25 protein-coding genes are annotated in these 20,191 nt (G+C 67.5%); 15 read left to right on the top strand and 10 right to left on the bottom strand.

Features of this window, described 5'->3' with window-relative positions:
• Window positions 1–8: 8 nt before the first annotated feature.
• From nudB to ABEA07_RS11430, 5 genes are all read left to right on the top strand, one after another.
• A complete protein-coding gene (nudB, locus tag ABEA07_RS11410) occupies window positions 9–476 on the top strand; it encodes a dihydroneopterin triphosphate diphosphatase (RefSeq protein ID WP_345537912.1) in 468 nt (155 codons plus the stop codon).
• On the top strand, window positions 473–1,231 hold the full coding sequence (locus ABEA07_RS11415; protein ID WP_345537913.1) for an endonuclease/exonuclease/phosphatase family protein: 759 nt from the start codon (window positions 473–475) through the stop codon (window positions 1,229–1,231). The genes nudB and ABEA07_RS11415 overlap by 4 nt, the downstream gene beginning before the upstream one ends.
• A 70-nt stretch (window positions 1,232–1,301) precedes the next feature.
• Window positions 1,302–2,033, top strand: coding sequence for a GTP cyclohydrolase I (folE, locus tag ABEA07_RS11420; RefSeq protein WP_345537914.1), 732 nt, complete (start codon window positions 1,302–1,304; stop codon window positions 2,031–2,033).
• Window positions 2,034–2,036: 3 nt separating this feature from the next.
• On the top strand, window positions 2,037–2,459 hold the full coding sequence (locus ABEA07_RS11425) for a BLUF domain-containing protein (protein ID WP_345537915.1): 423 nt from the start codon (window positions 2,037–2,039) through the stop codon (window positions 2,457–2,459).
• A 26-nt stretch (window positions 2,460–2,485) separates the two neighbouring features.
• Window positions 2,486–3,307, top strand: coding sequence for a DUF429 domain-containing protein (locus ABEA07_RS11430; protein WP_345538134.1), 822 nt, complete (start codon window positions 2,486–2,488; stop codon window positions 3,305–3,307).
• An 18-nt stretch (window positions 3,308–3,325) separates the two neighbouring features.
• Here ABEA07_RS11430 and ABEA07_RS11435 read toward each other — a convergent pair whose 3' ends face one another.
• The 6 genes from ABEA07_RS11435 to ABEA07_RS11460 all read right to left on the bottom strand — a co-directional run bounded on the left by ABEA07_RS11435 (window position 3,326) and on the right by ABEA07_RS11460 (window position 6,912).
• The gene (locus ABEA07_RS11435) at window positions 3,326–3,880 is read right to left on the bottom strand and encodes a ferritin-like domain-containing protein (RefSeq protein ID WP_345537916.1); all 555 of its coding nucleotides are present in this window, start codon (window positions 3,878–3,880) and stop codon (window positions 3,326–3,328) included.
• Window positions 3,877–4,329 carry a hypothetical protein gene (locus ABEA07_RS11440; protein WP_345537918.1) on the bottom strand — a complete coding sequence of 151 codons (453 nt, stop codon included), beginning with the start codon at window positions 4,327–4,329 and terminating at the stop codon, window positions 3,877–3,879. The genes ABEA07_RS11435 and ABEA07_RS11440 overlap by 4 nt, the downstream gene beginning before the upstream one ends.
• A complete protein-coding gene (locus tag ABEA07_RS11445) occupies window positions 4,319–4,699 on the bottom strand; it encodes a hypothetical protein (RefSeq protein WP_345537920.1) in 381 nt (126 codons plus the stop codon). The genes ABEA07_RS11440 and ABEA07_RS11445 overlap by 11 nt, the downstream gene beginning before the upstream one ends.
• A gap of 38 nt (window positions 4,700–4,737) precedes the next feature.
• Window positions 4,738–5,112, bottom strand: coding sequence for a hypothetical protein (locus ABEA07_RS11450; RefSeq protein WP_345537922.1), 375 nt, complete (start codon window positions 5,110–5,112; stop codon window positions 4,738–4,740).
• Between the two features lie 55 nt (window positions 5,113–5,167).
• The gene (locus ABEA07_RS11455; RefSeq protein ID WP_345537923.1) at window positions 5,168–5,329 is read right to left on the bottom strand and encodes a DUF1328 domain-containing protein; all 162 of its coding nucleotides are present in this window, start codon (window positions 5,327–5,329) and stop codon (window positions 5,168–5,170) included.
• A gap of 212 nt (window positions 5,330–5,541) precedes the next feature.
• Complete coding sequence (locus tag ABEA07_RS11460) at window positions 5,542–6,912, bottom strand: CHASE3 domain-containing protein (RefSeq protein WP_345537924.1); 1,371 nt, start codon at window positions 6,910–6,912, stop codon at window positions 5,542–5,544.
• 107 nt (window positions 6,913–7,019) lie between these two features.
• On the opposite strand from ABEA07_RS11460, the gene ABEA07_RS11465 reads away from it, so the two are divergent.
• Window positions 7,020–7,652 (top strand): response regulator, encoded by a 633-nt coding sequence (locus tag ABEA07_RS11465; protein WP_077001077.1) that lies wholly within the window; start codon window positions 7,020–7,022, stop codon window positions 7,650–7,652.
• Between the two features lie 79 nt (window positions 7,653–7,731).
• Here the strand turns inward: ABEA07_RS11465 and ABEA07_RS11470 are convergent, their stop codons facing one another.
• Entirely contained in the window at window positions 7,732–8,136 is a 405-nt protein-coding gene (locus tag ABEA07_RS11470) for a response regulator (protein WP_345537928.1), read from the bottom strand.
• A gap of 298 nt (window positions 8,137–8,434) precedes the next feature.
• On the opposite strand from ABEA07_RS11470, the gene ABEA07_RS11475 reads away from it, so the two are divergent.
• Both ABEA07_RS11475 and ABEA07_RS11480 read left to right on the top strand, forming a co-directional pair.
• Window positions 8,435–8,641, top strand: coding sequence for a hypothetical protein (locus ABEA07_RS11475; RefSeq protein ID WP_345537929.1), 207 nt, complete (start codon window positions 8,435–8,437; stop codon window positions 8,639–8,641).
• 5 nt (window positions 8,642–8,646) lie between these two features.
• Window positions 8,647–10,656 carry an AsmA family protein gene (locus ABEA07_RS11480; RefSeq protein ID WP_345538136.1) on the top strand — a complete coding sequence of 670 codons (2,010 nt, stop codon included), beginning with the start codon at window positions 8,647–8,649 and terminating at the stop codon, window positions 10,654–10,656.
• Between the two features lie 17 nt (window positions 10,657–10,673).
• On the opposite strand, the gene ABEA07_RS11485 is transcribed toward ABEA07_RS11480, so the two are convergent.
• The 3 genes from ABEA07_RS11485 to gpmA all read right to left on the bottom strand — a co-directional run bounded on the left by ABEA07_RS11485 (window position 10,674) and on the right by gpmA (window position 13,770).
• The gene (locus tag ABEA07_RS11485) at window positions 10,674–11,435 is read right to left on the bottom strand and encodes a HesA/MoeB/ThiF family protein (RefSeq protein WP_345537930.1); all 762 of its coding nucleotides are present in this window, start codon (window positions 11,433–11,435) and stop codon (window positions 10,674–10,676) included.
• Between the two features lie 46 nt (window positions 11,436–11,481).
• A complete protein-coding gene (locus ABEA07_RS11490) occupies window positions 11,482–12,924 on the bottom strand; it encodes a S41 family peptidase (protein WP_345537932.1) in 1,443 nt (480 codons plus the stop codon).
• Between the two features lie 102 nt (window positions 12,925–13,026).
• Window positions 13,027–13,770: a 2,3-diphosphoglycerate-dependent phosphoglycerate mutase gene (gpmA, locus tag ABEA07_RS11495; RefSeq protein WP_345537933.1), complete on the bottom strand. Its 744-nt coding sequence runs from the start codon at window positions 13,768–13,770 to the stop codon at window positions 13,027–13,029.
• A 74-nt stretch (window positions 13,771–13,844) separates the two neighbouring features.
• Between gpmA and ABEA07_RS11500 the strand changes: the two genes are divergently transcribed.
• From ABEA07_RS11500 to pabB, 7 genes are all read left to right on the top strand, one after another.
• Window positions 13,845–14,252 (top strand): rhodanese-like domain-containing protein, encoded by a 408-nt coding sequence (locus tag ABEA07_RS11500; protein ID WP_345537934.1) that lies wholly within the window; start codon window positions 13,845–13,847, stop codon window positions 14,250–14,252.
• 11 nt (window positions 14,253–14,263) lie between these two features.
• Complete coding sequence (gene grxC, locus ABEA07_RS11505; protein ID WP_345537936.1) at window positions 14,264–14,533, top strand: glutaredoxin 3; 270 nt, start codon at window positions 14,264–14,266, stop codon at window positions 14,531–14,533.
• A gap of 99 nt (window positions 14,534–14,632) precedes the next feature.
• Complete coding sequence (gene secB / locus ABEA07_RS11510) at window positions 14,633–15,097, top strand: protein-export chaperone SecB (RefSeq protein WP_345537938.1); 465 nt, start codon at window positions 14,633–14,635, stop codon at window positions 15,095–15,097.
• A gap of 33 nt (window positions 15,098–15,130) precedes the next feature.
• The gene (locus ABEA07_RS11515; RefSeq protein ID WP_345537939.1) at window positions 15,131–16,126 is read left to right on the top strand and encodes an NAD(P)H-dependent glycerol-3-phosphate dehydrogenase; all 996 of its coding nucleotides are present in this window, start codon (window positions 15,131–15,133) and stop codon (window positions 16,124–16,126) included.
• Window positions 16,127–16,174: 48 nt separating this feature from the next.
• Complete coding sequence (gene nadC / locus ABEA07_RS11520) at window positions 16,175–17,053, top strand: carboxylating nicotinate-nucleotide diphosphorylase (RefSeq protein ID WP_345537940.1); 879 nt, start codon at window positions 16,175–16,177, stop codon at window positions 17,051–17,053.
• A 240-nt stretch (window positions 17,054–17,293) separates the two neighbouring features.
• Entirely contained in the window at window positions 17,294–18,415 is a 1,122-nt protein-coding gene (nadA, locus tag ABEA07_RS11525; RefSeq protein ID WP_345537941.1) for a quinolinate synthase NadA, read from the top strand.
• Window positions 18,415–20,190, top strand: a complete 1,776-nt coding sequence (gene pabB / locus ABEA07_RS11530) for an aminodeoxychorismate synthase component I (protein ID WP_345537942.1) — start codon at window positions 18,415–18,417, stop codon at window positions 20,188–20,190. The genes nadA and pabB overlap by 1 nt, the downstream gene beginning before the upstream one ends.
• Window position 20,191 lies beyond the last annotated feature (1 nt).

The following is a 20,191-nucleotide window of genomic DNA, read 5'->3' on the forward strand; positions in this document are numbered from 1 at the left end:
GCGCGAGCATGAGCGGGCCGCCCTGGAAAATCCCTGAATCGGTACTGGTCGTGATCCACACGCCGGCACTGGAGGTACTGCTCATCCGGCGCGCCGATGCCGAGGACTTCTGGCAGTCCGTCACCGGCAGCAAGGATCATCCGGACGAGCCGCTGGCGCTCACCGCGGCGCGCGAAGTGGCCGAGGAGACGGGCATCCGCTGCGGGGAAGGCAGCCCGCTGGCCCAGGGCTTGCGTAGCTGGGGCTTGCAGAACGTCTACGAAATCTATCCGCGCTGGCGCTCGCGCTACGCGCCTGGCATCACCCACAACACCGAGCACCTGTTCGGTCTGTGCGTACCCGAGCGCCTGACGCCGACGCTGGACCCGCGCGAACACACCGCCTGGCGCTGGCTGCCCTACCAGGAGGCAGCCGACGCCTGCTTTTCCCCCTCGAACGCGGAAGCGATCCTGCTCCTGCCAAAATTTGCGCAATGAATCCGTCGACAAGCCAACTCCGCGTCGCGACCTACAACATCCACAAGGGTGTGCAGGGGATCGGCCCGGCCCGGCGGCTCGAGATCCACAACCTGGGCCACGCCATCGAGCAACTCGATGCCGACATCGTCTGCCTGCAGGAAGTGCGCAAGATCAACCGTCAGGCGGCGGCCCGCTTCCAGCACTGGCCCGAGTTGCCGCAGGCCGACTTCCTGGCGCCGGAAGGCTACACGGCCGTCTACGAGACCAACGCCATCACCAAGCACGGCGAGCACGGCAATGCGCTGCTGACTCGCTGGCCGGTGCTCCGCAAGACGCACCAGGACATCTCCGACCATCGTTTCGAGCAGCGCGGCCTGCTGCATGTGGTGATCGAGGTGGAGGGCCAGCCGGTGCATGCCATCGTGGTGCATCTGGGGCTGATCCGCGGCAGCCGGGTGCGCCAGGTGGCGGCGCTGAGAGAATTCATCGAGCGCGAGATCCCGCCCGGCGAGGTGCTGGTGGTGGCCGGCGACTTCAACGACTGGGGCGCCCGCATGCGCCACGCAATGAACGCCATGGGCCTGCGCGACACCAGCGACCTGCGCGGCGCGCGGACGCTGACCTACCCCTCGCGTCTGCCGGTGACTCAGCTCGATTTCATCTACGCGCGTCAGGTCGAGGTCGTCGCCAGCAGCGTTCCGCGGGGGCGCATCTGGGCCCGCATGTCCGACCACCTGCCGCTGGTCGCGGACTTTGTGCTATCAAAAAAATAGCTTCGAGCCGAAGCGGGACGCGCGCTGCAGGGTCATTCGCCCGCTCGTCATTCACTGTTAGGATGCGCGGATGCTGAGAAAAATCGACACCGCCGAGCGTCCCGAGCCTGACGCCGGGGACGAGGGCACGCCCGTCTCCCTGAAGATCCGGGAGCGTTTGGTCGCCGCCCGCCGCCGCTTCAACGCGAACGACAACATCGCGGAGTTCATCCGGCCCGGCGAGCTCGAGCTATTGCTCGACGAGGTCGAGGACAAGATGAAGGACGTCCTCGAGAGCCTGGTGATCGATCTCGAAAACGACCACAACACCGAGAACACCGCGCGCCGCGTGGCCAAAATGTATGTGAACGAGGTGTTCAAGGGCCGCTACGTGACGGCGCCCTCGCTCACCGAATTCCCGAACGCCGAGCACCTGAACGAGCTCATGATCGTGGGCCCGATCACGGTGCGCAGCGCCTGCTCGCACCACTTCTGCCCGATCATCGGCAAGCTGTGGATCGGTGTCATGCCGAACGAGAAGACCAACGTGATCGGCTTGTCCAAGTACGCGCGCCTGGCCGAATGGGTCATGAGCCGGCCCCAGATCCAGGAGGAGGCCGTGGTGCAACTGGCCGACCTGATCCAGGAGCGCACGCAGCCCGATGGCCTGGCGCTGGTGGTGGAGGCCGAGCACTTCTGCATGCAGTGGCGCGGCGTCAAGGAGATGGACAGCAAGATGATCAATTCCGTGATGCGTGGCGTCTTCCTCAAGGACTCCAACCTGCGGCGCGAATTTCTCGCCCTCATTCCCCGCCGGAACTGAGCCATGCTCGTACGCCTGCTTTATGCCAGCCGCGCTGTCGACACCAGCGCCGACGCCATCGAATCCATCCTGGCCCAATCCCGCACGCACAACATCGCGTGCGGCATCACCGGCATCCTCTGCTACGGCGGCGGCGTGTTCCTGCAGGCGATCGAGGGCGGGCGGACGGCGATCAGCGAACTCTACGGCCACATCCAGCGCGACCCGCGCCACAAGGACGTGGTGCTGCTGCACTACGAAGAAATCTCCGAGCGCCGATTCGGTGGCTGGACGATGGGCCAGGTCAACCTCTCCAAGCTGAACGTCTCGACCCTGCTCAAGTACTCCGAGAAGCCCGAACTGGACCCCTATTCGGTCTCCGGCAAGGTGTCACTCGCGTTGCTGGAAGAGCTGATGGCCACCGCCGCCATCGTCGGCCGGCACTGAAGCCGGCGCCTGCCGCGGTGCACGCGCTGCTGCTGGGCTGTGACTTCTCCAGTGCGCCCACGGCGCGCAAGCCCATCAGGCTGGCACGGGGGCAGGCGGTCGAGGGCGGGGTGGCCCTCCAGGGTCTCGAAAGCTTCACCACGCTGGAAGCCTGGTGCCGATGGCTGGCCGATACGCCGGCATGGGTGGGTGCCTTCGACCTCCCCTTCGGCTTGCCGCGTGAACTGGTCGAGCGACTGGGCTGGCCGACCGAATGGCGTGCGCTGCTCGCGCACTACGCCACCCTTGACCGGCGTCACATCCGGGAGGCCTTTGCCGCCTTCTGCATGGCCCGGCCGGCGGGGGCCAAATTCGCCCACCGCGCCACGGACGGACCGGCGGGTTCCAGCCCCTCGATGAAATGGGTCAATCCGCCCGTCGCGTTGATGCTGCATGCCGGCGTGCCGCGCCTGGTGGCGGCCGGGGCAGCCCTGCCGGGGCTGTACACGCCTGCGGGCACCGTCACCCGCATTGCGTTGGAGGGCTATCCAGGCCTGCTGGCGAGGGAGCTGATCGGCCGGCGCAGCTACAAGAGCGACGATGCGGCCCGACAGACCGATGAACGCCGCAGAGCCCGCGCCGACCTGCTGGATGCGCTCGAGCGAGGCTCGGCGCGGCTGGGTCTGCGACTCGTCCTGACCGAGGCGCAGCGCACGCTCCTGGTGGCGGATGCACGAGCGGACGCGTTGGATGCCACGCTCTGTCTTGTGCAGGCGGCGTGGGCGGCCGCCCGCCGGGACATCGGGCGGCACGGCTGGGGCTTGCCGGCGGAGATCGATCCGTTGGAAGGCTGGATCGTCAGCGCTTGAGGGTGCGAGGGCCGGGCGTCAATTGCCGAGCCAATCCTTCAGCTCGTCCGCATGCTCTTCCTCGTCGGAGAGGATTTCCTCCAGCATCCGCCGGGTGGTCGGGTCCTTGTCGCCGATGAGGTTGATCATCTGGCGATAGGACTCGATGGCGATCCGTTCGGCAATCAGGTTGGCGCGCACCATCGCCTGCAGTTCCGTGGAATCGTCGTAGCCGGCATGGCTGCGATCCTGAAGTGTCCTGGGATTGAAATCCGGGTCGCCGCCCAGTTGCACAATGCGCTCGGCAATCCGGTCCGCATGGGCCGACTCCTCGTTGGCATGCACCAGGAACTCGTCCGCGATGGCGGGGGAGGAGACGCCATGGGCGGTGTAGTAGTGGCGCTTGTAGCGCAGCACGCAGACCAGCTCGGTCGCCAAGGCGCCGTTGAGCAACTGCACGATGTCGTCGCGCCACGGCCCATAGCCGGGGGTGACAGCGCCATCGTCAAGGCTTTGGGACGCCGCCTTTTCGATGGCTGCCTGGTCCAGCACCAGGCGCTGACGGGATTTGTCTTGGGCAACTTCATTGGTCATGGAGGATCCTTTCGTGGGGCATGGGACGTCTTGTGCAACAGCGTGGTCACCAGATCGGCGATATCAGAAGTCTTGAGCAGGGCAGCGACCACCGCCGTGACCGACAGCAGGCGCCAAGGTCTGATCAGCACCAGCAACGCGCCTGTTCCGGCGGCGGCGGCGACCAGCTTGGCAGGCTTCTCGCGTGCGTAACGCTCCAGCAGGGGGCGTGCGAGCTGCGTGGCCGCGTTCGCGGGATGCCGGCGCCACCAGCGCGCCACGATCTGACGGCCCATCCGAACCCAGGCGATCCGATCGAACAAGGTCTCGCGGCGGGGGGACACCGTGCGGGGCGAAAAGTCCGCTTCGTCGGCAGGCCGGGCTTCATGACCCTGCAATTGCTCGACCAGGGCGCGCCGGGAGATGGCAAGGCGCTCCTGGGGCGTGAGGACGTTGCGGTCAACGGCCATGGGCATCTCCTGCTGCCCGAAGGGCCTGGATGTCGGCGTCGACTTGCATCTTCAGGTCATCGAAACCATGGAACTGCATAGGCCTCGCCGCGAAGTAGCCGGCCAGGAGGGCGATGAGGAGCGAGATCCCGGGCACGGCCACCAGCACCCAATGAAAGCTGCCTTGAAGCAGCCCCAGCATCGCTGCCGTGCCCGCCAGGCCCAGCGCCAGCATCGCACTCACCGCGGCGAGCACGCCGGCCACCAGGCGGGAGATCAGGCCCTTGCCAGCCTCTGCAGTTTCCAGCCGCAGAAGCGCCGCGTAATTGCTGGCATGGTCTGCGATGAGTTCCGGATGCCTGAGTACCGTGGAGAAGATGGGATGGAGCATTGTGCTGCAGGCGGCGCGGTCAGCGAGGCGGACTCAGATCAATAGTCGTCCCGGCTGCGGCGGCTGGCGAGCACGATCAACGCCGTGATGGCTGCGCCCGCGGCGGCAGCGATGAGCACCGAACGTACCGGCTGGTCGGCGATGTAACGGCCGGTGACGTCGGCGGCCTGTTCCAGGCGGCGCTGCGCGCGCGCACTGGTGGTCGAGGCCGCATCGAGTCCGCGTTGGACGGCTTGCTGTACGCGGGCTGCCAGCTGCTCCACAGTGGGTTCCGCATCGCGGCGCAGGTCTCTCACCTTTTCACCAGCCGCATTGACCGCGTTCTGTGCATAGGCACGCGTGGTGTCGATGGCGTCGTTGGCGGTCTGGCGCGCTTCTTCGGCCAGTTGAGAGGGGGTCTTGGTCGTGCTCATGAAAGTTCCTTCCGGAGTAATTTGTGGCGAGAGCCTGCTCATCGTAACGACGCTGTCATCGTCGCATCAAGCCCGCGATGAAGCTCGCGAGCGCCAGCACGATGAAGACGATGAAAAGAATCTTGGCGATGCCGACGGCACCGGCCGCGATGCCGCCAAAGCCGAACAAGGCGGCGATCAGGGCAATGACAAGGAAGACGACCGCGTAGTACAACATGTGGAACTCCTTTCGGGCAGGCCTCGTACGTCTCGTACGTTTCGTTGTGGTCGAACCTTGCTCTTCGGCATGTGCGCTTGGCGGGCATGTTCGCGATGCGAGTGGAGCATGGACTGAAAATTAAATCAGTCCTCTGCAGTACCCTGTCAGCAGCCGAGGGCTGGGGGCGTAGGAGATGGCCGAATCGCGCCGGCTCCTTGCAATGGAGCCGCTCAGACCGACTGGTTCGCGAGGGCAGCGCTGTTGTTCGCGGCGGCAGGCAGGGTGGCGCTCAGCCGCGTGCCTTTGCCCGGGGCGGATGAAATGCTCAGCTTGCCGCCGGCCGCCTCCACGCGATGACGCATGCCGGCCAAGCCGTGCGAGGCCACGCGCGCGGCGCGGGCTTCGAAGCCCTTGCCGTTGTCGCTCACTTCGACCACCGCGTGATTGCCGTAGTTCTTCATCACGATGCTGGCCTCGGTCGCCTGCGCGTACTTGCCGATGTTGGTCAGGCTCTCCTGCACCATGCGGTAGACAGTCAGCTGGTTGGCCTCGTCGAGTTCGACCTGCTCGAGCAGCATCTCGATCTCTACGCCGGAGCGCTCGGCGAACTCACGGCCGAGAATCTCCAGCGACGCGATCAGGCCGAGATTGGCCAGCGACGAAGGCCGCAGGTCCTCGATGATGCGGCGCTTCAGCGCGATGCCGCTGTTGAGCAGGTCGTTCAAGTGCTGCAGCCGCGAGATCGCATCCGGCGAGTCGGCCAGGCGAGACTTGAGACGAGCCACGTCGAGCTTGGCCGCGGTGAGGAGCGAGCCCAGTTCGTCGTGCAACTCGCGCGCCAGGAAGCCGCGCTCGCTTTCCCGCACGTCCTGCAGGTGGGTGGCCAGCTCCGCCAGCGTGGCGGTGCGCTCGCGCACTTCGTCTTCGAGGGCGTTGCGCTCGCGTTGCAGCGCCTGCTGCTGCCGCTCGCCGACGGAGCGCAGCGCATGGGTCTGGCGCAGGTACAGGTAGAAGGCCACCAGGCCGGCCAGCGCGACCAGCGCGATCCCGATGCGGGCGAATTGCAGCGACTTCGCGATCTGCGCCTGGCCCCGCATCAGGGCCTCGTTGCTCATCGCGATGAGTTCGCCGGCTTGCTGCCGGATGGCCTCCATTTCCTCGCGGCCGACGTCGGTCGTGATCACGAACTTCCAGGCGTCGTCGTTGCCCTCCTGGCGCAGCCGCACGCTCATGTCGATCTCCGCGAGCTTGCGCGAGACGTGCTTGGCCAACTCCGCCAGCCGGGATGACTCCGCCGGGCGATTCGCGTAGAGCGCTTGCAGCGCGGCGAGCTGACCGTCCACCTGCTTGACGGCGACGTCATAGGGTTCGCGATAGCGGGCTTCTCCTGTCAACAGATAGCCACGCTGCCCCGTTTCCGCGTCGACGATGTTCTGCACCAGCATGTTGAGCGCGAGCCGAACGCGCTGCGCCTCGGCAACCTCCGTCAGCGCCTCGGACGACTGCCGGTAGCCGGCTTCGTTGATGCCCACGAGCGTGAGCGCGGCGAGCATCGCGAGGGCGAGGCCGGCGGCCATCTTCGGGAAAGCTAACCAGCGCATGGGGTCTCCGCGAGATGCGAGCTGATCGAATTGGGGAATAATCGTTGTGAACCAGGGAGAGGTGTGCTGCGACGCAAAAGGCCGCGACAGGACAAAGAAGGTACCAGATGATCAAAATCGGAATTGTGGACGACCATGCCATCGTGCGGTCCGGATTGCGCCAGTTCTTCTCGGAGCACGTCGACCTGCGGGTGGTGGGGGAGGCGGCCAGTGGGCGCGAGGCCATCGAATTGGTCCGTACCACGGAGCTGGATGTGCTGGTGATGGACCTCTCGATGCCCGGGCAGAGCGGCATCGATGCCCTGGCGATGATCCGCGCCAAGGCGCCGGACGTTGGCATCCTGATCCTCAGCGGCTACCCCGAAGAGCACTACGCGATGAACCTCATCCGACAGGGCGCGAGCGGCTACCTCAACAAGGAATGCGAGCCGATGGAGATCGTCAACGCGATCCGCACCATCTCGCTGGGCCGGCGCTACATCACCCCGGCCGTGGCCGAACTGCTGGCCCGCCAGCTCGACCGCAAGGACGACGCGGCACCTCATGAGCAGCTGTCCGAGCGCGAGTTCCAGGTGTTCCTCAAGCTTGCCAAGGGGGAGACGGCGGGCGATATCGCCAAGACGTTGTCGTTGTCGGTCAAGACCGTGAGCACCTACCGCACGCGGCTGATGGAGAAGATGAATCTGTCCTCGAACAGCGACCTCACATACTACGCACTGAAGAACAAGCTGATCGATTGAGTGGGGGGCGGCGTTGCGCCGCTGCGGGGCACGACGCCGGATGGAGGCTGCGACCATCGGCGCATTCGCGTGTCCGACGTCAGCCCGGGCCGGAGGCCTGCTGCACGACCGAGGATTGCCGGATGCAGAAGTCGATCAGCGCCTCGATCTCGTTGGATTTGTCGAAGACCGCGTCGACGCCGAACTGCGCACAGCGCTTGCGGATGTCCGGCGTGGCGTAATTGCTCAGCACCACGATCTTCTGCTCGGGCCGGCGCTCGGAGAGTGCCTGCAGCACGCCGAGCCCGCTGCCTTGCTTCAGGAACAGGTCGACGATGGCCAGGTCCCATTCGTCGCCGTGCTGCGCCAGCCACCGAACGGCGTCCGACTCCGTCTCCGCATAACCGACGGCGCAAATGCACGTGAGTTCTTCCAGAGTGCCGACAAGGTTCTCGCGGATCGTGACGTTGTCTTCGACGATGTAGGTTTTCAATCTGGGGTCCATGGAGAACCGCGGGTCGATGGCGAGCGATGAAAAACTTCGCTCACCACAGTGAATGGCCGGCATGAAGGCGATGGTTGATGCGCAAGATGCAGGCACGAATGATGCAACGTTCCGCGGCCCCGGGATGTAGGCTTGTTCTTACGCGTGCGTGGTCTGACTGCCCGTAGGCGGCGCCCGACACGGGCTGCGGTGTGGCGCCGACCCCTGTAAAGCGCCGTCCCATCTAAGCTTTGCGCATCCCGTGGCCGCTCGGCGCTCCGCCCCGGCCTTGCCATACGCCATCACGGAAGGTGCCTCGATGAAGATCATCTGGAACTATGGGGCCATCGGTCTGCTGACCCTGGCCGCCGCGACGGTCGTGGTCATGGGAGAGCCGGCGAATGCCGAATTGAGGCTGGCCGAGGCGGCCACCACGGCGTCCGCAGTCGGCACCACCGCCATCTGCTTCCTGGCCTCGCCCGCCTCCATCTCCGTGACGCCGGAACGAAAGACGACGGTGCCGTGACCGACGTGCGCGCCCCCCAGCTGCGCCTGCCGATCCTGCTGCGGATCGGCGCGGTCCTGCTGGGACTGCTGCTGACGCTGCTGCTGGTGCTGGTGTTTTTCCCGTGGAACATGCTGCGGGAGCCGGTCAATCGATACGTCAGCGAGCGCACCGGGCGCAAATTCGAGATCACCCGCCGGCTCGACGTCGACCTGGGCTGGCGCGGGGCCACGATCAAGCTCGACGGCGTCGAGTTCGCCAATCCGGCCTGGGCCCGCGACCCCTATCTAGTCAAAGCGGAACGCGCCGAGTTCGAACTGCGCCTGTGGCCGCTGCTGTCCCGGCGCGTCGTGATTCCTCGCATCGCACTGGTGTCGCCTGTGCTGGGCCTTCAGATGGAGGAGGACGGCCGCCGCACCTGGGCGCTGGGCAAGAACACCGCGGACAGCGGGACGGCACCCGTCATCGGCTTGCTGGAAGTCGATAACGGATCGCTCGACTTTCTCGCGGGCTTCCGGGGCGTGGATCTGCACGCGGACTTCAGCTTCGACAGTGCCCAAGGGGACATGCCGCTGACCTACCGCATCAAGGGCCGTTATCAGCGCCAAGCCCTCACGGCGCAGGGCCGCACGGGCAACGTGCTGCAGATCGAGTCTGCGGGGGCCCCGCCGTTTCCCATCGAGATCGACGCCACGGCCGGCCGCACGCGCCTGAAGGCTCAGGGTACGGTTGCGGAACTCTCCACGCTGGACGGCGTGGACGCGCGTTTCGACCTCAGGGGTCAGAACCTCGGCGATCTCTATCCCCTGCTGGGCATCGCGCTGCCGCAGACCTCGCCCTACGCGCTGAGCGGCGAGTTGCGCAAGCAGGCGAAGCAATGGAACGCCATCGGCATCAAGGGCAAGCTGGGGCTGTCCGACATTGGCGGCGACATGCGCTTCGACCAGTCCGCGAAGCTGCCCTACCTTTCGGGCCAACTGCGCTCGAGCGTCATGGACATGGACGACCTCGGCCCGCTGATCGGCCTGCCGCCGACCGAACGCTCGGCCAATGCTGTCGACGGTGTCGCTCCGCCACCCACCATCACCGAAGTCAAGCGGGCGCGGCGTGATCCCGGGCGCAAGGTGCTGCCGACCGCCACGCTGGATTTCGAGCGCTTGCGGGCCATGAATGCCGACGTCAAATACACGGCGGACCGGATCCGCAACGTGCGCGAGCTACCCCTGGACCAGGGCGCCGTGCAGGTCAAGCTGAAGGACGGGGTCCTGACCCTGGATCCGCTCAAGCTCGGCGTGGCCGGTGGTTCGCTGGCCGGCGCCATCCGCATCGACGGCACCCGCAATCCGGCTGACATCCGGGCTGCGCTGGACGTGCGCGCGATGCAGCTCAACCGCCTGATCCCCAAGGTCGAGACCATGCGCACCAGCTTCGGCAAGCTGGACGGGCGGGTGAACCTGGCCGGCCAGGGCAACTCGGTGGCGAGTTGGATGGGCAGCGCCTCGGGCGACGTGGCGGCGCTCACCGGGCGCGGACAGTTCAGCAATCTGCTGCTCGAGTTCATGGGCCTGGACGGCGGCGAAATCATCAAGTTCCTGCTGGGTGGCGACAGGAACGTGACGCTGCGCTGTGCCGCGCTGGCCTTCGACGTCGACAAGGGCACCATGCACAGCCGCAGCGTGATGATGGACACCGAGGACACGGTCTTCAACGCGACCGGGCAGGCCGACCTCTCGAAAGAGACGCTCGACTTCGTGGTGCGGGCACAACCCAAGGACATGAGCATCCTCTCCCTGCGGACGCCGCTGCACATCGGCGGTACGCTGGGCTCGCCCTCGGCGGGCGTGGAAGCCGGCCCGCTCGCCACCCGGGGAGCGCTGGCGGTCGTGTTGGGGGCGATCAACCCGCTGCTGGCGCTGGCGGCGACCGTCGAGACCGGGCCGGGCACCGACGCCGACTGCCAAGAGGTGATGGCCACGGCGAAGCGGCCGGCGTCGCGCGAGGCGGCTTCGGGTGCGGCGAAGGCCAAAAAGCAGTAGGGGAGGCGGCCGATTTCTCAGCCGGCAGGCGGCCGATGGCCGCAGACCCTGCAACCCGGGTCGCGCGCCACGCGCAGCGTGTCGAAGGCACTGCGGCGGCCATCGAACATCAGGAGGCTGCCCGCCAGCGAGGGGCCGATGCCGGCGAGCAGCTTCAAGGCCTCGCCGGCCTCCAGCACGCCGATGGCGCCGACCACGGGCGCGAAAACGCCCAGCACGGCGCAGCGCGTCTCCTCGAAGTCGGCGTCGGGGGGAAAGATGCAGGCGTAGCAGGGGGAGGCCGCGTCGCGTGTGTCGTACACGCTCAACTGGCCGTCGAAGCGGATGGCCGCGCCGGCCACCAGCGGCTTGCCATGGGCCACGCACGCGCGGTTCACGGCATGGCGCGTGGCAAAGTTGTCGCTGCAATCCACGACCACATCGGCCGTCGGCACCAGGCGGCTCAGCAAGGCCTCGTCGGCGCGCTGGACCCAGGTGTCGATGCGGATCTCCGGGTTGATGTCGCGCATCGCCGCCGCTGCTGATTCGACCTTGGCGTGCCCCACGCGCGCGGTGCTGTGCGCGATCTGGCGCTGCAGGTTGGTGAGGTCGACCTCGTCGTCGTCGACCAGCGTGATCCGGCCGACTCCGGCCGCGGCCAGGTAGAGCGCAACCGGCGAGCCCAGGCCGCCGGCACCGATCAGCACGGCGTGGCCGGCGCTCACGCGCGCCTGGCCGTCGATGCCGAATTCTTCGAGGAGGATGTGGCGCGAGTAGCGCAGCAGGTCCTGGTCTTCCATGCGCTGCGCGGGCTGAGACCGGCGCTCCCGTGGCGGGAGCGCAGGATCAGTTTTCCTTCTTTTCTTCCTTGTTCTCGACGATCACCTGCGTCTTGCTCACCAGCACGGGCTGGCCCTTGAGCCGGTTCAGCGCCTGCACCAACGGGAAGTCCTTGTCGGAGCCGAACTCGGGCACCTTGCGGTCCTGCGGGGGCTTCTTGGCTTCTTCTTCCAGGCGCTTGCGGGCTTCGTCGCGCGCCCTCTCGCGCTCCGGATCCTTGGCCTCGGGGCCCTGGCCGCTCGCCAGGTGCTTCTCGAGGTCGGCCTCGCGCATGCGCAGGGCGGCAAAAGGGCTGCCCTCGGCGCTTTCGTCGACCAGCACGTTGGGCACGATGCCCTTGGCCTGGATCGAGGTGCCGCTAGGCGTGTAGTAACGCGCGGTGGTGATCTTCAGCCCGGTGTCGGGGCCGAGCGGGCGCACCGTCTGCACCGAGCCCTTGCCGAAGGTCTGGCTGCCCATGATCGTGGCGCGCTTGTGGTCCTGCAGGGCCCCAGCCACGATCTCGCTGGCGGAGGCGGAGCCTTCGTTCACCAGCACCACCAGCGGCACCGTCTTGAGCGCGGCCGGCAGGTTGCGCAGCGGGTCGCTGCCGGCGCGGCGCTGGTAGTACTCCGGCGCGGCCTTGTAGACCGACTTGCTCTCGGCCAGTTGCCCATCGGTGGACACGACCGTGACGTTCTCGGGCAGGAAGGCCGCGGAGATGGCGACCGCCGCGTCGAGCAGGCCACCGGGGTCGTTGCGAAGGTCCAGCACCAGGCCCTTGAGGTTGGGATCCTGCTTGTAGATCTCGTCGACCTTCTTGACGAAGTCCTCGACCGTGCGCTCCTGGAACTGCGACAGGCGGATCCAGCCGTAGCCCGGTTCGATCATCTTGCCGCGGACCGATTGCGTGCGGATCTCCTCGCGCGTGATGGTCACAGGGAAGGTACGGTTCTCGTCCTTGCGGAAGATCGTCAGCAGCACCTTGGTGTTGGCCTCGCCGCGCATGCGCTTGACTGCTTCGTTCAGCGAGAGCCCGCGCACCGCGGTGTCGTCGATGCGCGTGATCATGTCGTTCGGTTTGAGGCCGGCGCGGAAGGCGGGCGAGCCTTCGATCGGCGACACCACCTTGATCAGCCCGTCCTCCTGCGAGATCTCGATGCCGACGCCGACGAAGCGGCCGGTCGTGCCCTCGCGAAATTCCTTGAAGGACTTCTTGTCGAAATACTGGGAATGCGGGTCGAGCCCGGCGACCATGCCGGAGATGGCATCGGAGATGAGCTTCTTCTCGTCCACCGGCTCGACGTAATCGCTCTTCACCATTCCGAACACGGCGGCAAGCTGCTGCAGCTCTTCGAGCGGAAGGGGGGCCAGTGAACCTCTTGCAACTGTTTGCAACGAGACCGTGGTCAACGCACCGGCAACGGCGCCGGCTGCGACCCAGCCGGTGATCTTGAGTTTCTGGCCCATGTAATGTCCTTGTCGCCTGTCAAGCAAATATACACAGCTTGGAAGCAAGTTGTCTGCTGTGGTTCCTCGTATCCGAGGGCCTCGCTGCGATTTGGCTTGCGCTCAGCCCTTGCCCTGGGCCGCCACCGCGGCCGCAGCCTTCTCGGCAGCGGCCGCGTCGCCGAGATAGTAGTGGCGCAGCGGCTTGAGTTCGTCGTCGAGTTCGTAGACCAGCGGGATACCGTTCGGAATGTTGAGGCCGACGATGTCGTCGTCGGAGATGCCGTCGAGGTACTTGACCAGCGCGCGGATCGAGTTGCCGTGCGCCGCCACCACGAGGCGGCGCCCGGCGCGGATGGCCGGCGCCATGGACTCGTTCCAGAAGGGCAGCACGCGCGCCACCGTGTCCTTGAGGCATTCGGTCAGCGGTACCTGCTCGGGCGCCAGCTTGGCGTAGCGAGGGTCGCTCCGTTCGCAGCGCGGGTCGTTCGGCTCCAGGGGCGGTGGCGGCACGCTGTAGCTGCGGCGCCAGATCAGCACCTGCTCGTCCCCGTACTTCTTGGCCGTCTCGGCCTTGTTGAGGCCCTGGAGACCGCCGTAGTGGCGCTCGTTGAGGCGCCAGGAATGCACCACCGGAAGCCAGGTGCGGTCCAGCTCGTCGAGCGTGTGCCACAGCGTCCGCGTGGCGCGCTTGAGAACGCTGGTGTAGGCCACGTCGAAGTCGTAGCCTTCGGCCTTCAGCAGCCGGCCGGCCTGCTTGGCCTGCTCGATGCCGGTGGCCGTCAAGTCGACGTCGGTCCAGCCGGTGAAACGGTTTTCGAGGTTCCAGGTTGATTCGCCATGGCGGATCAGTACCAGTTTGTGCATGGGGGAGGGCCTTTGGGAACGCTTGCCAAAACGCGACATTCTAAAATCCCGCGTTTGCCCAACCGAGGAACATCGTGAAATTCATCGTCGACAACTGGATGCTGATCCTGATTGCGCTCAGCTCCGGTGCCATGCTGGCCTGGCCGCTGGTTCGTGGCGCCAACACCGGATCGCTGACGGCGCAAGGCGCAGTTCAGTTGATCAACCGGGAGCGCGCCGTGGTGGTTGACGTGCGCGAGCCGGAGGAATTCGCCGCGGGCCATGTGACCGGCGCCAAGAACGTGCCGCTCGCCCAGCTCGAGGAGAAGCTCACCGCCACGGTCAAGAACAAGACGGTGCCGCTGCTGATGGTGTGTGCCAGCGGTGCACGCGCGCAGCGTGCCGTGGCCACGGCCAAGAAACTCGGCTACGACAAGGCCCAAGCGGTGGCCGGCGGGCTCAAATCCTGGAAAGAGGCTAACCTCCCCGTTGAAAAGGCCTAACTCCCGGACTCATGAGCAAGCAACAACCCGTCAAGATGTACACCACCGCGGTCTGCCCTTACTGCATTCGCGCGAAGCAGATCCTCAAAGCCAAGGGCGTGGAGCAGATCGAAGAGATCCGCGTCGACACCGACCCCCAGGCCAGGATCGCCATGATGAACATCACCCAGCGCCGCACCGTTCCGCAGATCTTCATCGGTGACACCCACGTCGGCGGCTGCGACGACCTGATCGCCCTCGACGGGCGCGGCGGCCTGGAGCCGCTTCTGCAGGGCGCCTGAATCCGCCGGGCGATAATCGCCCGCTCACCCGAAATCCCATAGCCCGCCGTCGGGACACTCCTTCCCCGGTGGGCATTGTTTTGACCAGAAAGTCCAGCCATGGCCGACCAGCAAGCCCAAGATCCCGTCTTTCAGATCCAGCGCGTCTATCTGAAGGATCTGTCGCTCGAACAGCCGAACTCGCCGGCCATCCTGCTCGAGCAGGAGCAGCCCACCGTCGACATCCAGCTCGGTGTCGACGCCCAGCCGGTGGCTGACGGCATCTTCGAGATCACCGTCTCCGCGACGGTGCAGACCAAGATCCAGGAGCGCACGGTGTTCCTGGTCGAGGCCAAGCAGGCCGGCATCTTCGAGATCCGCAACTTGCCGGAAGAGCAGATGGGCCCCATCCTCGGCATCGCCTGCCCGCAGATCGTCTACCCGTACCTGCGCGGCAACGTGGCCGACGTGATCCAGCGCGGCGGCTTCCCGCCGGTGCACCTGGCCGAGATCAACTTCCAGGCCATGTTCGAGCAGCAGCAGGCCCAGGCGGCCGGCCAAGCCTCGCCGATCGTCACCCAGTAGGCACGCTGCGCGCACTCTGCGCATCCGCCGCCGATGAAGATCTGCGTGCTCGGTGCCGGCGCCTGGGGCACGGCGCTGGCGATCAATGCGGCCGGCCGCCACGCGGTCAGCCTCTGGGCCCGGGACGAGGCCCAGTCCCAAGCCATGGCGCTGGCGCGCGAGAACACGCGCTACCTGCCCGGCATCCCGCTGCCCGCTTCGGTGCAGATGTGCTCAGGCGTGGTGCCTGACGCGGTGGCCGGCGCCGACCTGGCGATCATCGCCACGCCCATGGCCGGTCTGCGCGACATGCTGCTGGCGCTGCGCGGCTCGTCTTGCCCGGTCGCGTGGCTCTGCAAGGGCTTCGAACACGCCCACGGCGGTGCCGAGGGGCTTCTGGCGCACGAGATCCAGGCGCAGGTGGCGCCCGGTCTTGTGGCCGGCGTGCTCAGCGGCCCCAGCTTCGCGCAGGAGGTCGCCCAGGGTCGGCCCACCGCCCTGGTCGCCGCCAGCGTCCATGCCGGCTTGCGCGAGGCGCTGGTGGATGCCTTCCACGGTCCCAGCCTGCGTGTCTATGCCAACGAGGACATCGTCGGCGTCGAGGTCGGCGGCGCCGTCAAGAACGTGCTCGCGATTGCCACCGGGCTGGCCGACGGCCTGGCCCTCGGCCTCAATGCGCGGGCTGCGCTCATCACGCGCGGCCTGGCCGAAATGACGCGCCTGGGCGTGGCCCTGGGTGCGCGGGCCGATACCTTCATGGGCCTCTCGGGCCTGGGCGACCTGGTGCTCACCGCCACCGGCGATCTGTCGCGCAACCGAAAGGTGGGGCTGCTGCTGGCCGCGGGGAAGACCCTGGAGCAGGCGGTGGACTCGCTCGGCCACGTGGCTGAGGGCGTGTACTGTGCGCGCGCCGTGGTGCAGCGCGCGCGCCACCTTGGCGTGGAGATGCCCATTGCCGAGAGTGTGGTGGCCCTGCTCGATGGCCGCGTGCGGCCGGCCGAGGCGGTGGCCGAACTGATGGGCCGCGAGCCTGGGGTCGAAAGGCCCTGACCCCCTGGGCGGCCTCGAGCTTCTCGAAGATCAGACACAACAATTCCCATGGACGACGACTTCTTCGACTTCTCCCCATCCCGACTGGCCGAGCTGGCCGCTGCCGATGCGCAGCGAGCGCTGAGCGAAGATGCCGGCGACGGCGACTTGACTGCCGCCCTCGTGCCAGCCGGCCGCCGGGCCACGGCGCGGGTTCTGCTGCGTGAAGAGGCCGTGCTCTGCGGCGCCCCCTGGGCGGAAGCCGTGGTGCGCCGGATGGACCCCCAGGCCGTCATCACGTGGCATGGGGCTGAAGGCGCTCGCTGCGCCGCCGACCAGGTCGTTCTCGAGATTGCCGGCGACGCGCGGGCCCTGCTGACCGCCGAGCGCACCGCGCTCAACTTTCTGCAACTGCTCAGCGCGGTGGCCACCAAGACGGCCCGCTACGTCGATGCGGTGCGCGGCACGCGGGCTGCGATCGTCGACACGCGAAAGACGCTGCCCGGTTTGCGGCTGGCGCAGAAGTACGCGGTCCGCACCGGCGGCGGCACCAACCACCGCATCGGCCTCTACGACGCCATCCTGATCAAGGAGAACCACATCGCCGCGGCCGGCGGCGTCGGTGCCGCGTTGCAGGCCGCCGGACGCGCGGCGCCCGGCGCGAAGTTCATCGAGATCGAGGTCGAGACACTGGCCCAGCTCGACGAAGCGCTGGCCCACGGCGCGCGCATGATCCTGCTGGACAACATGGACCTGCCCACGCTGCGCGAGGCCGTGCGCCTCAACGAAGGCGCAGGCGAAGGCCGCGCCATCCTCGAGATCTCCGGCGGCGTCACGCTGGAAAGCCTCCGCGCCTTGGCCGAGACGGGGGTGGACCGCATCTCGGTCGGTGCCCTCACCAAGGACGTCAAGGCGATCGACTACTCCATGCGATTCCAGGAAGCCTGAAGTGAAGCTCTCCCCCCAGGCTCCCCACTTCGTGGGGTCCGCCAACCCCCTCTCCGGGGGCAACACCAGCGGCCCGGAGGGCATGGCTCTCCCCCAGGCTTCCCCACTTCGTGGGGTCCGCCAACCCCCCTTCCGGGGGCAACACCAGCGGCCCGGCAAAGCCGGTTCCGCGGTGTTCCCGGACTGGCGTGCGCCATTTCATGCGTCGCGTAACACGTGAAGCGCAGTGGAGGAATTGACATGACAACCGTGATTAGCGTCGATTACGAACAACCGGTGCTCCCGCCGGTCTCGGGCAGCGCGTGCGACACGCGCCATGCCTGGGCCCGCGTGCCGGCCGAGCCTTCCGCCGCCGAGCGCGAGGCGCTGAAGGAGCGCATCCGCCGCCTGCTGCGCGAGCGAGATGCCGTGATGGTGTCGCACTACTACGTCCACCCCGACCTGCAGGACCTGGCGGAGCAAACCGGCGGCCTGGTCAGCGACTCGCTGGAGATGGCGCGCTTCGGCCGCGACCACCCGGCCCGCACGCTGGTGGTCTCGGGCGTGCGCTTCATGGGCGAGACGGCCAAGATCCTCTCGCCGGACAAGCGCGTGCTGATGCCCGACCTGGACGCCACCTGCTCGCTGGACCTGGGCTGCCCGGCTGACGAGTTCAGGGCCTTCTGTGACCAGCATTCCGACCGCACGGTGGTCGTCTATGCCAACACCAGCGCCGCGGTGAAGGCCCGCGCCGACTGGCTCGTCACCTCCAGCTGCGCGCTCGACGTGGTGCGCGCACTCCAGGCCCAGGGCCGCAAGATCCTCTGGGCGCCCGACCGGCACCTGGGCGACTACATCCGGCGCGAGACCGGCGCCGACATGCTGAGCTGGGAAGGTGCGTGCATCGTGCATGACGAGTTCAAGTCGCTCGAGCTGGAGCTGCTGATCGAATCCCACCCGGGCGCCAAGGTGCTGGTGCACCCCGAATCGCCGGCTTCGGTGATTGCGCTGGCCGATGCGGTGGGCTCCACCTCCGGCATCCTCGCCGCTGCGCAGCGCATGGAGGCACGCGAGTTCATCGTCGCCACCGACACAGGTCTGCTGCACAAGCTTCGCACCCTCAACCCCGGCAAGACCTTCATCGAGGCGCCCACGGCTGGCAACGGCGCGACCTGCAAGAGCTGCGCGCATTGCCCCTGGATGGCGATGAACGGGCTGGCGGGCTTGGCGCATGCGCTGGAGACAGGGGCCGGCGAGGTCCATGTCGACCCCGCGCTGGGCCTGCGCGCCCGTCTGCCCATCGACCGCATGCTGGACTTCACCGCGGGGCTCAAAAAGGGCCTGCCGGCTGGCAGCCTGGTGGCAGGCATCGGCGCGGCCTGATGACCGCCATCTCGGCGCTCATCGACTTTTCATCGCGAGCCGAGGCGGGCGGCCCGCGTCTGCGGCAAGCCTTCGGCGTGCCGCGCGAGACGCTGGTGGCACACACGCCGGAGCAGGTGCGGCCGGTACTGGACGCCGTGCAGTCACAAGCCCGGCAGGGACGCTGGTGCGTCGGCTACCTGCGCTACGAGGCTGCCTGCGCGTTCGATCCAGCCCTTGCCGTGCACGAAGCCGACGGGGCGCTGGCGTGGTTCGGCGTCCATGACCAGGCTTTGCCCTGGCCGGAAGAAATCGGCGAGGTGGCTGAGCCCACGCTGGCCTGGGGGCCGGCGCTGGCGCGCGCGGACTTCGATGGCGTGCTCGCCCGCCTCCAGGAGGCCATCGCCGCCGGCGAGTTCTACCAGGTCAACTACACCTCGCTGCTGCACGGCCGCATCGAAGCCGCGCCGGGCGCCGATCCGCGCGCGCAGGCGCTGGCCCTGTTCGCCGCGTTGAGGCGCGCCCAGCCTGGCGGCTATTCGGCCTTCATCGACGACGGGGCGACGCAGCTGCTGTCGGTGTCGCCCGAACTCTTCTTCGAATGGCAGGACGGCCGCTTGCTGGCGCGGCCGATGAAGGGCACCGCCGCACGCGGCGCCACGCCGCAGGAGGATGCCGAGGCCGCGGCGCATCTGCGCGGCTCGGCCAAGGAACGGGCCGAGAACGTCATGATCGTCGACCTGCTGCGCAACGACCTGTCGCGCATTGCCGAGCCTTTTTCGGTGGCGGTGCCGCGCCTGTTCCATGCGCAGGCCCTGCCGACCGTGTGGCAGATGAGTTCCGACGTCACGGCGCGCACGCGGGCCGGCTGCACATTGGCCGACGTGTTCGCAGCGCTCTTTCCCTGCGGTTCGGTGACCGGGGCGCCGAAGGTCAGTGCCATGCGCATGATCCGTGCGCTGGAGGCCGCGCCGCGTGGCATCTACTGCGGGGCCGCGGGCGTGGTTCGCCCCGGCGGCGATGCGGTCTTCAACGTGCCGATCCGCAGTGTCACGCTGCGGGACGGGCGGGCCACCTGCGGCATCGGCAGTGGCATCACGTCCGGCTCGCAGGCGGAGGCGGAATGGCAGGAATGGCGCCACAAGCGCACCTTTCTCGAGCGTGCCAGCGCACCCTTCGCGCTGCTGGAGACGATGGCGATGGAAGACGGCTTCTTTCGCGATTCGGCGGGGCACCTGGCGCGCCTGTCGGCGGCCGCGGCGCACTTCGGCCATCCTTTTCCCGTGGAGACCGTGGCACGCCGCCTGAGGCGCCTGCGCCTCGACCATCCGAGCGGCCTTTGGCGCGTCCGCCTCCTGCTCGATGCCCACGGCGGCGTGCAGGCCGAGGCTTTCCCTCACGCCGCCGCCCCGCCGCGGGTGCGCCTGCAACTGGCCGATCGCGCATTCGACGCCAGCGACAGCGAGTTCGTCCGCTTCAAGACGACGCGGCGCGCGCACTATGACGCCTTCGCGCCCACGCGCGAGGGCATCTTCGACACGCTGCTGTGGAACGCGCGCGGCGAATTCACCGAATGCACGCGCGGCAATATCGCCTTTCGCATCGGCGGACGTTGGCTGACCCCGCCGCCCGCCTGCGGTCTGCTGGCCGGCATCGGGCGCGAACGCTTCCTGCGCGAAGGCCGGCTGGCCGAGTCCGTGGTGCGCGTGGAGGAGCTGCCGCGCGTCGAGGCGCTGGCCTTTGTCAACAGCCTGCGTGGCTGGGTCGACGCGGAGCTTGACGGTCGCGCGCCCTGAA

The organism is Variovorax defluvii (assembly GCF_039541515.1).
Taxonomy (GTDB): Bacteria; Pseudomonadota; Gammaproteobacteria; order Burkholderiales; family Burkholderiaceae_C; genus Variovorax; species Variovorax defluvii.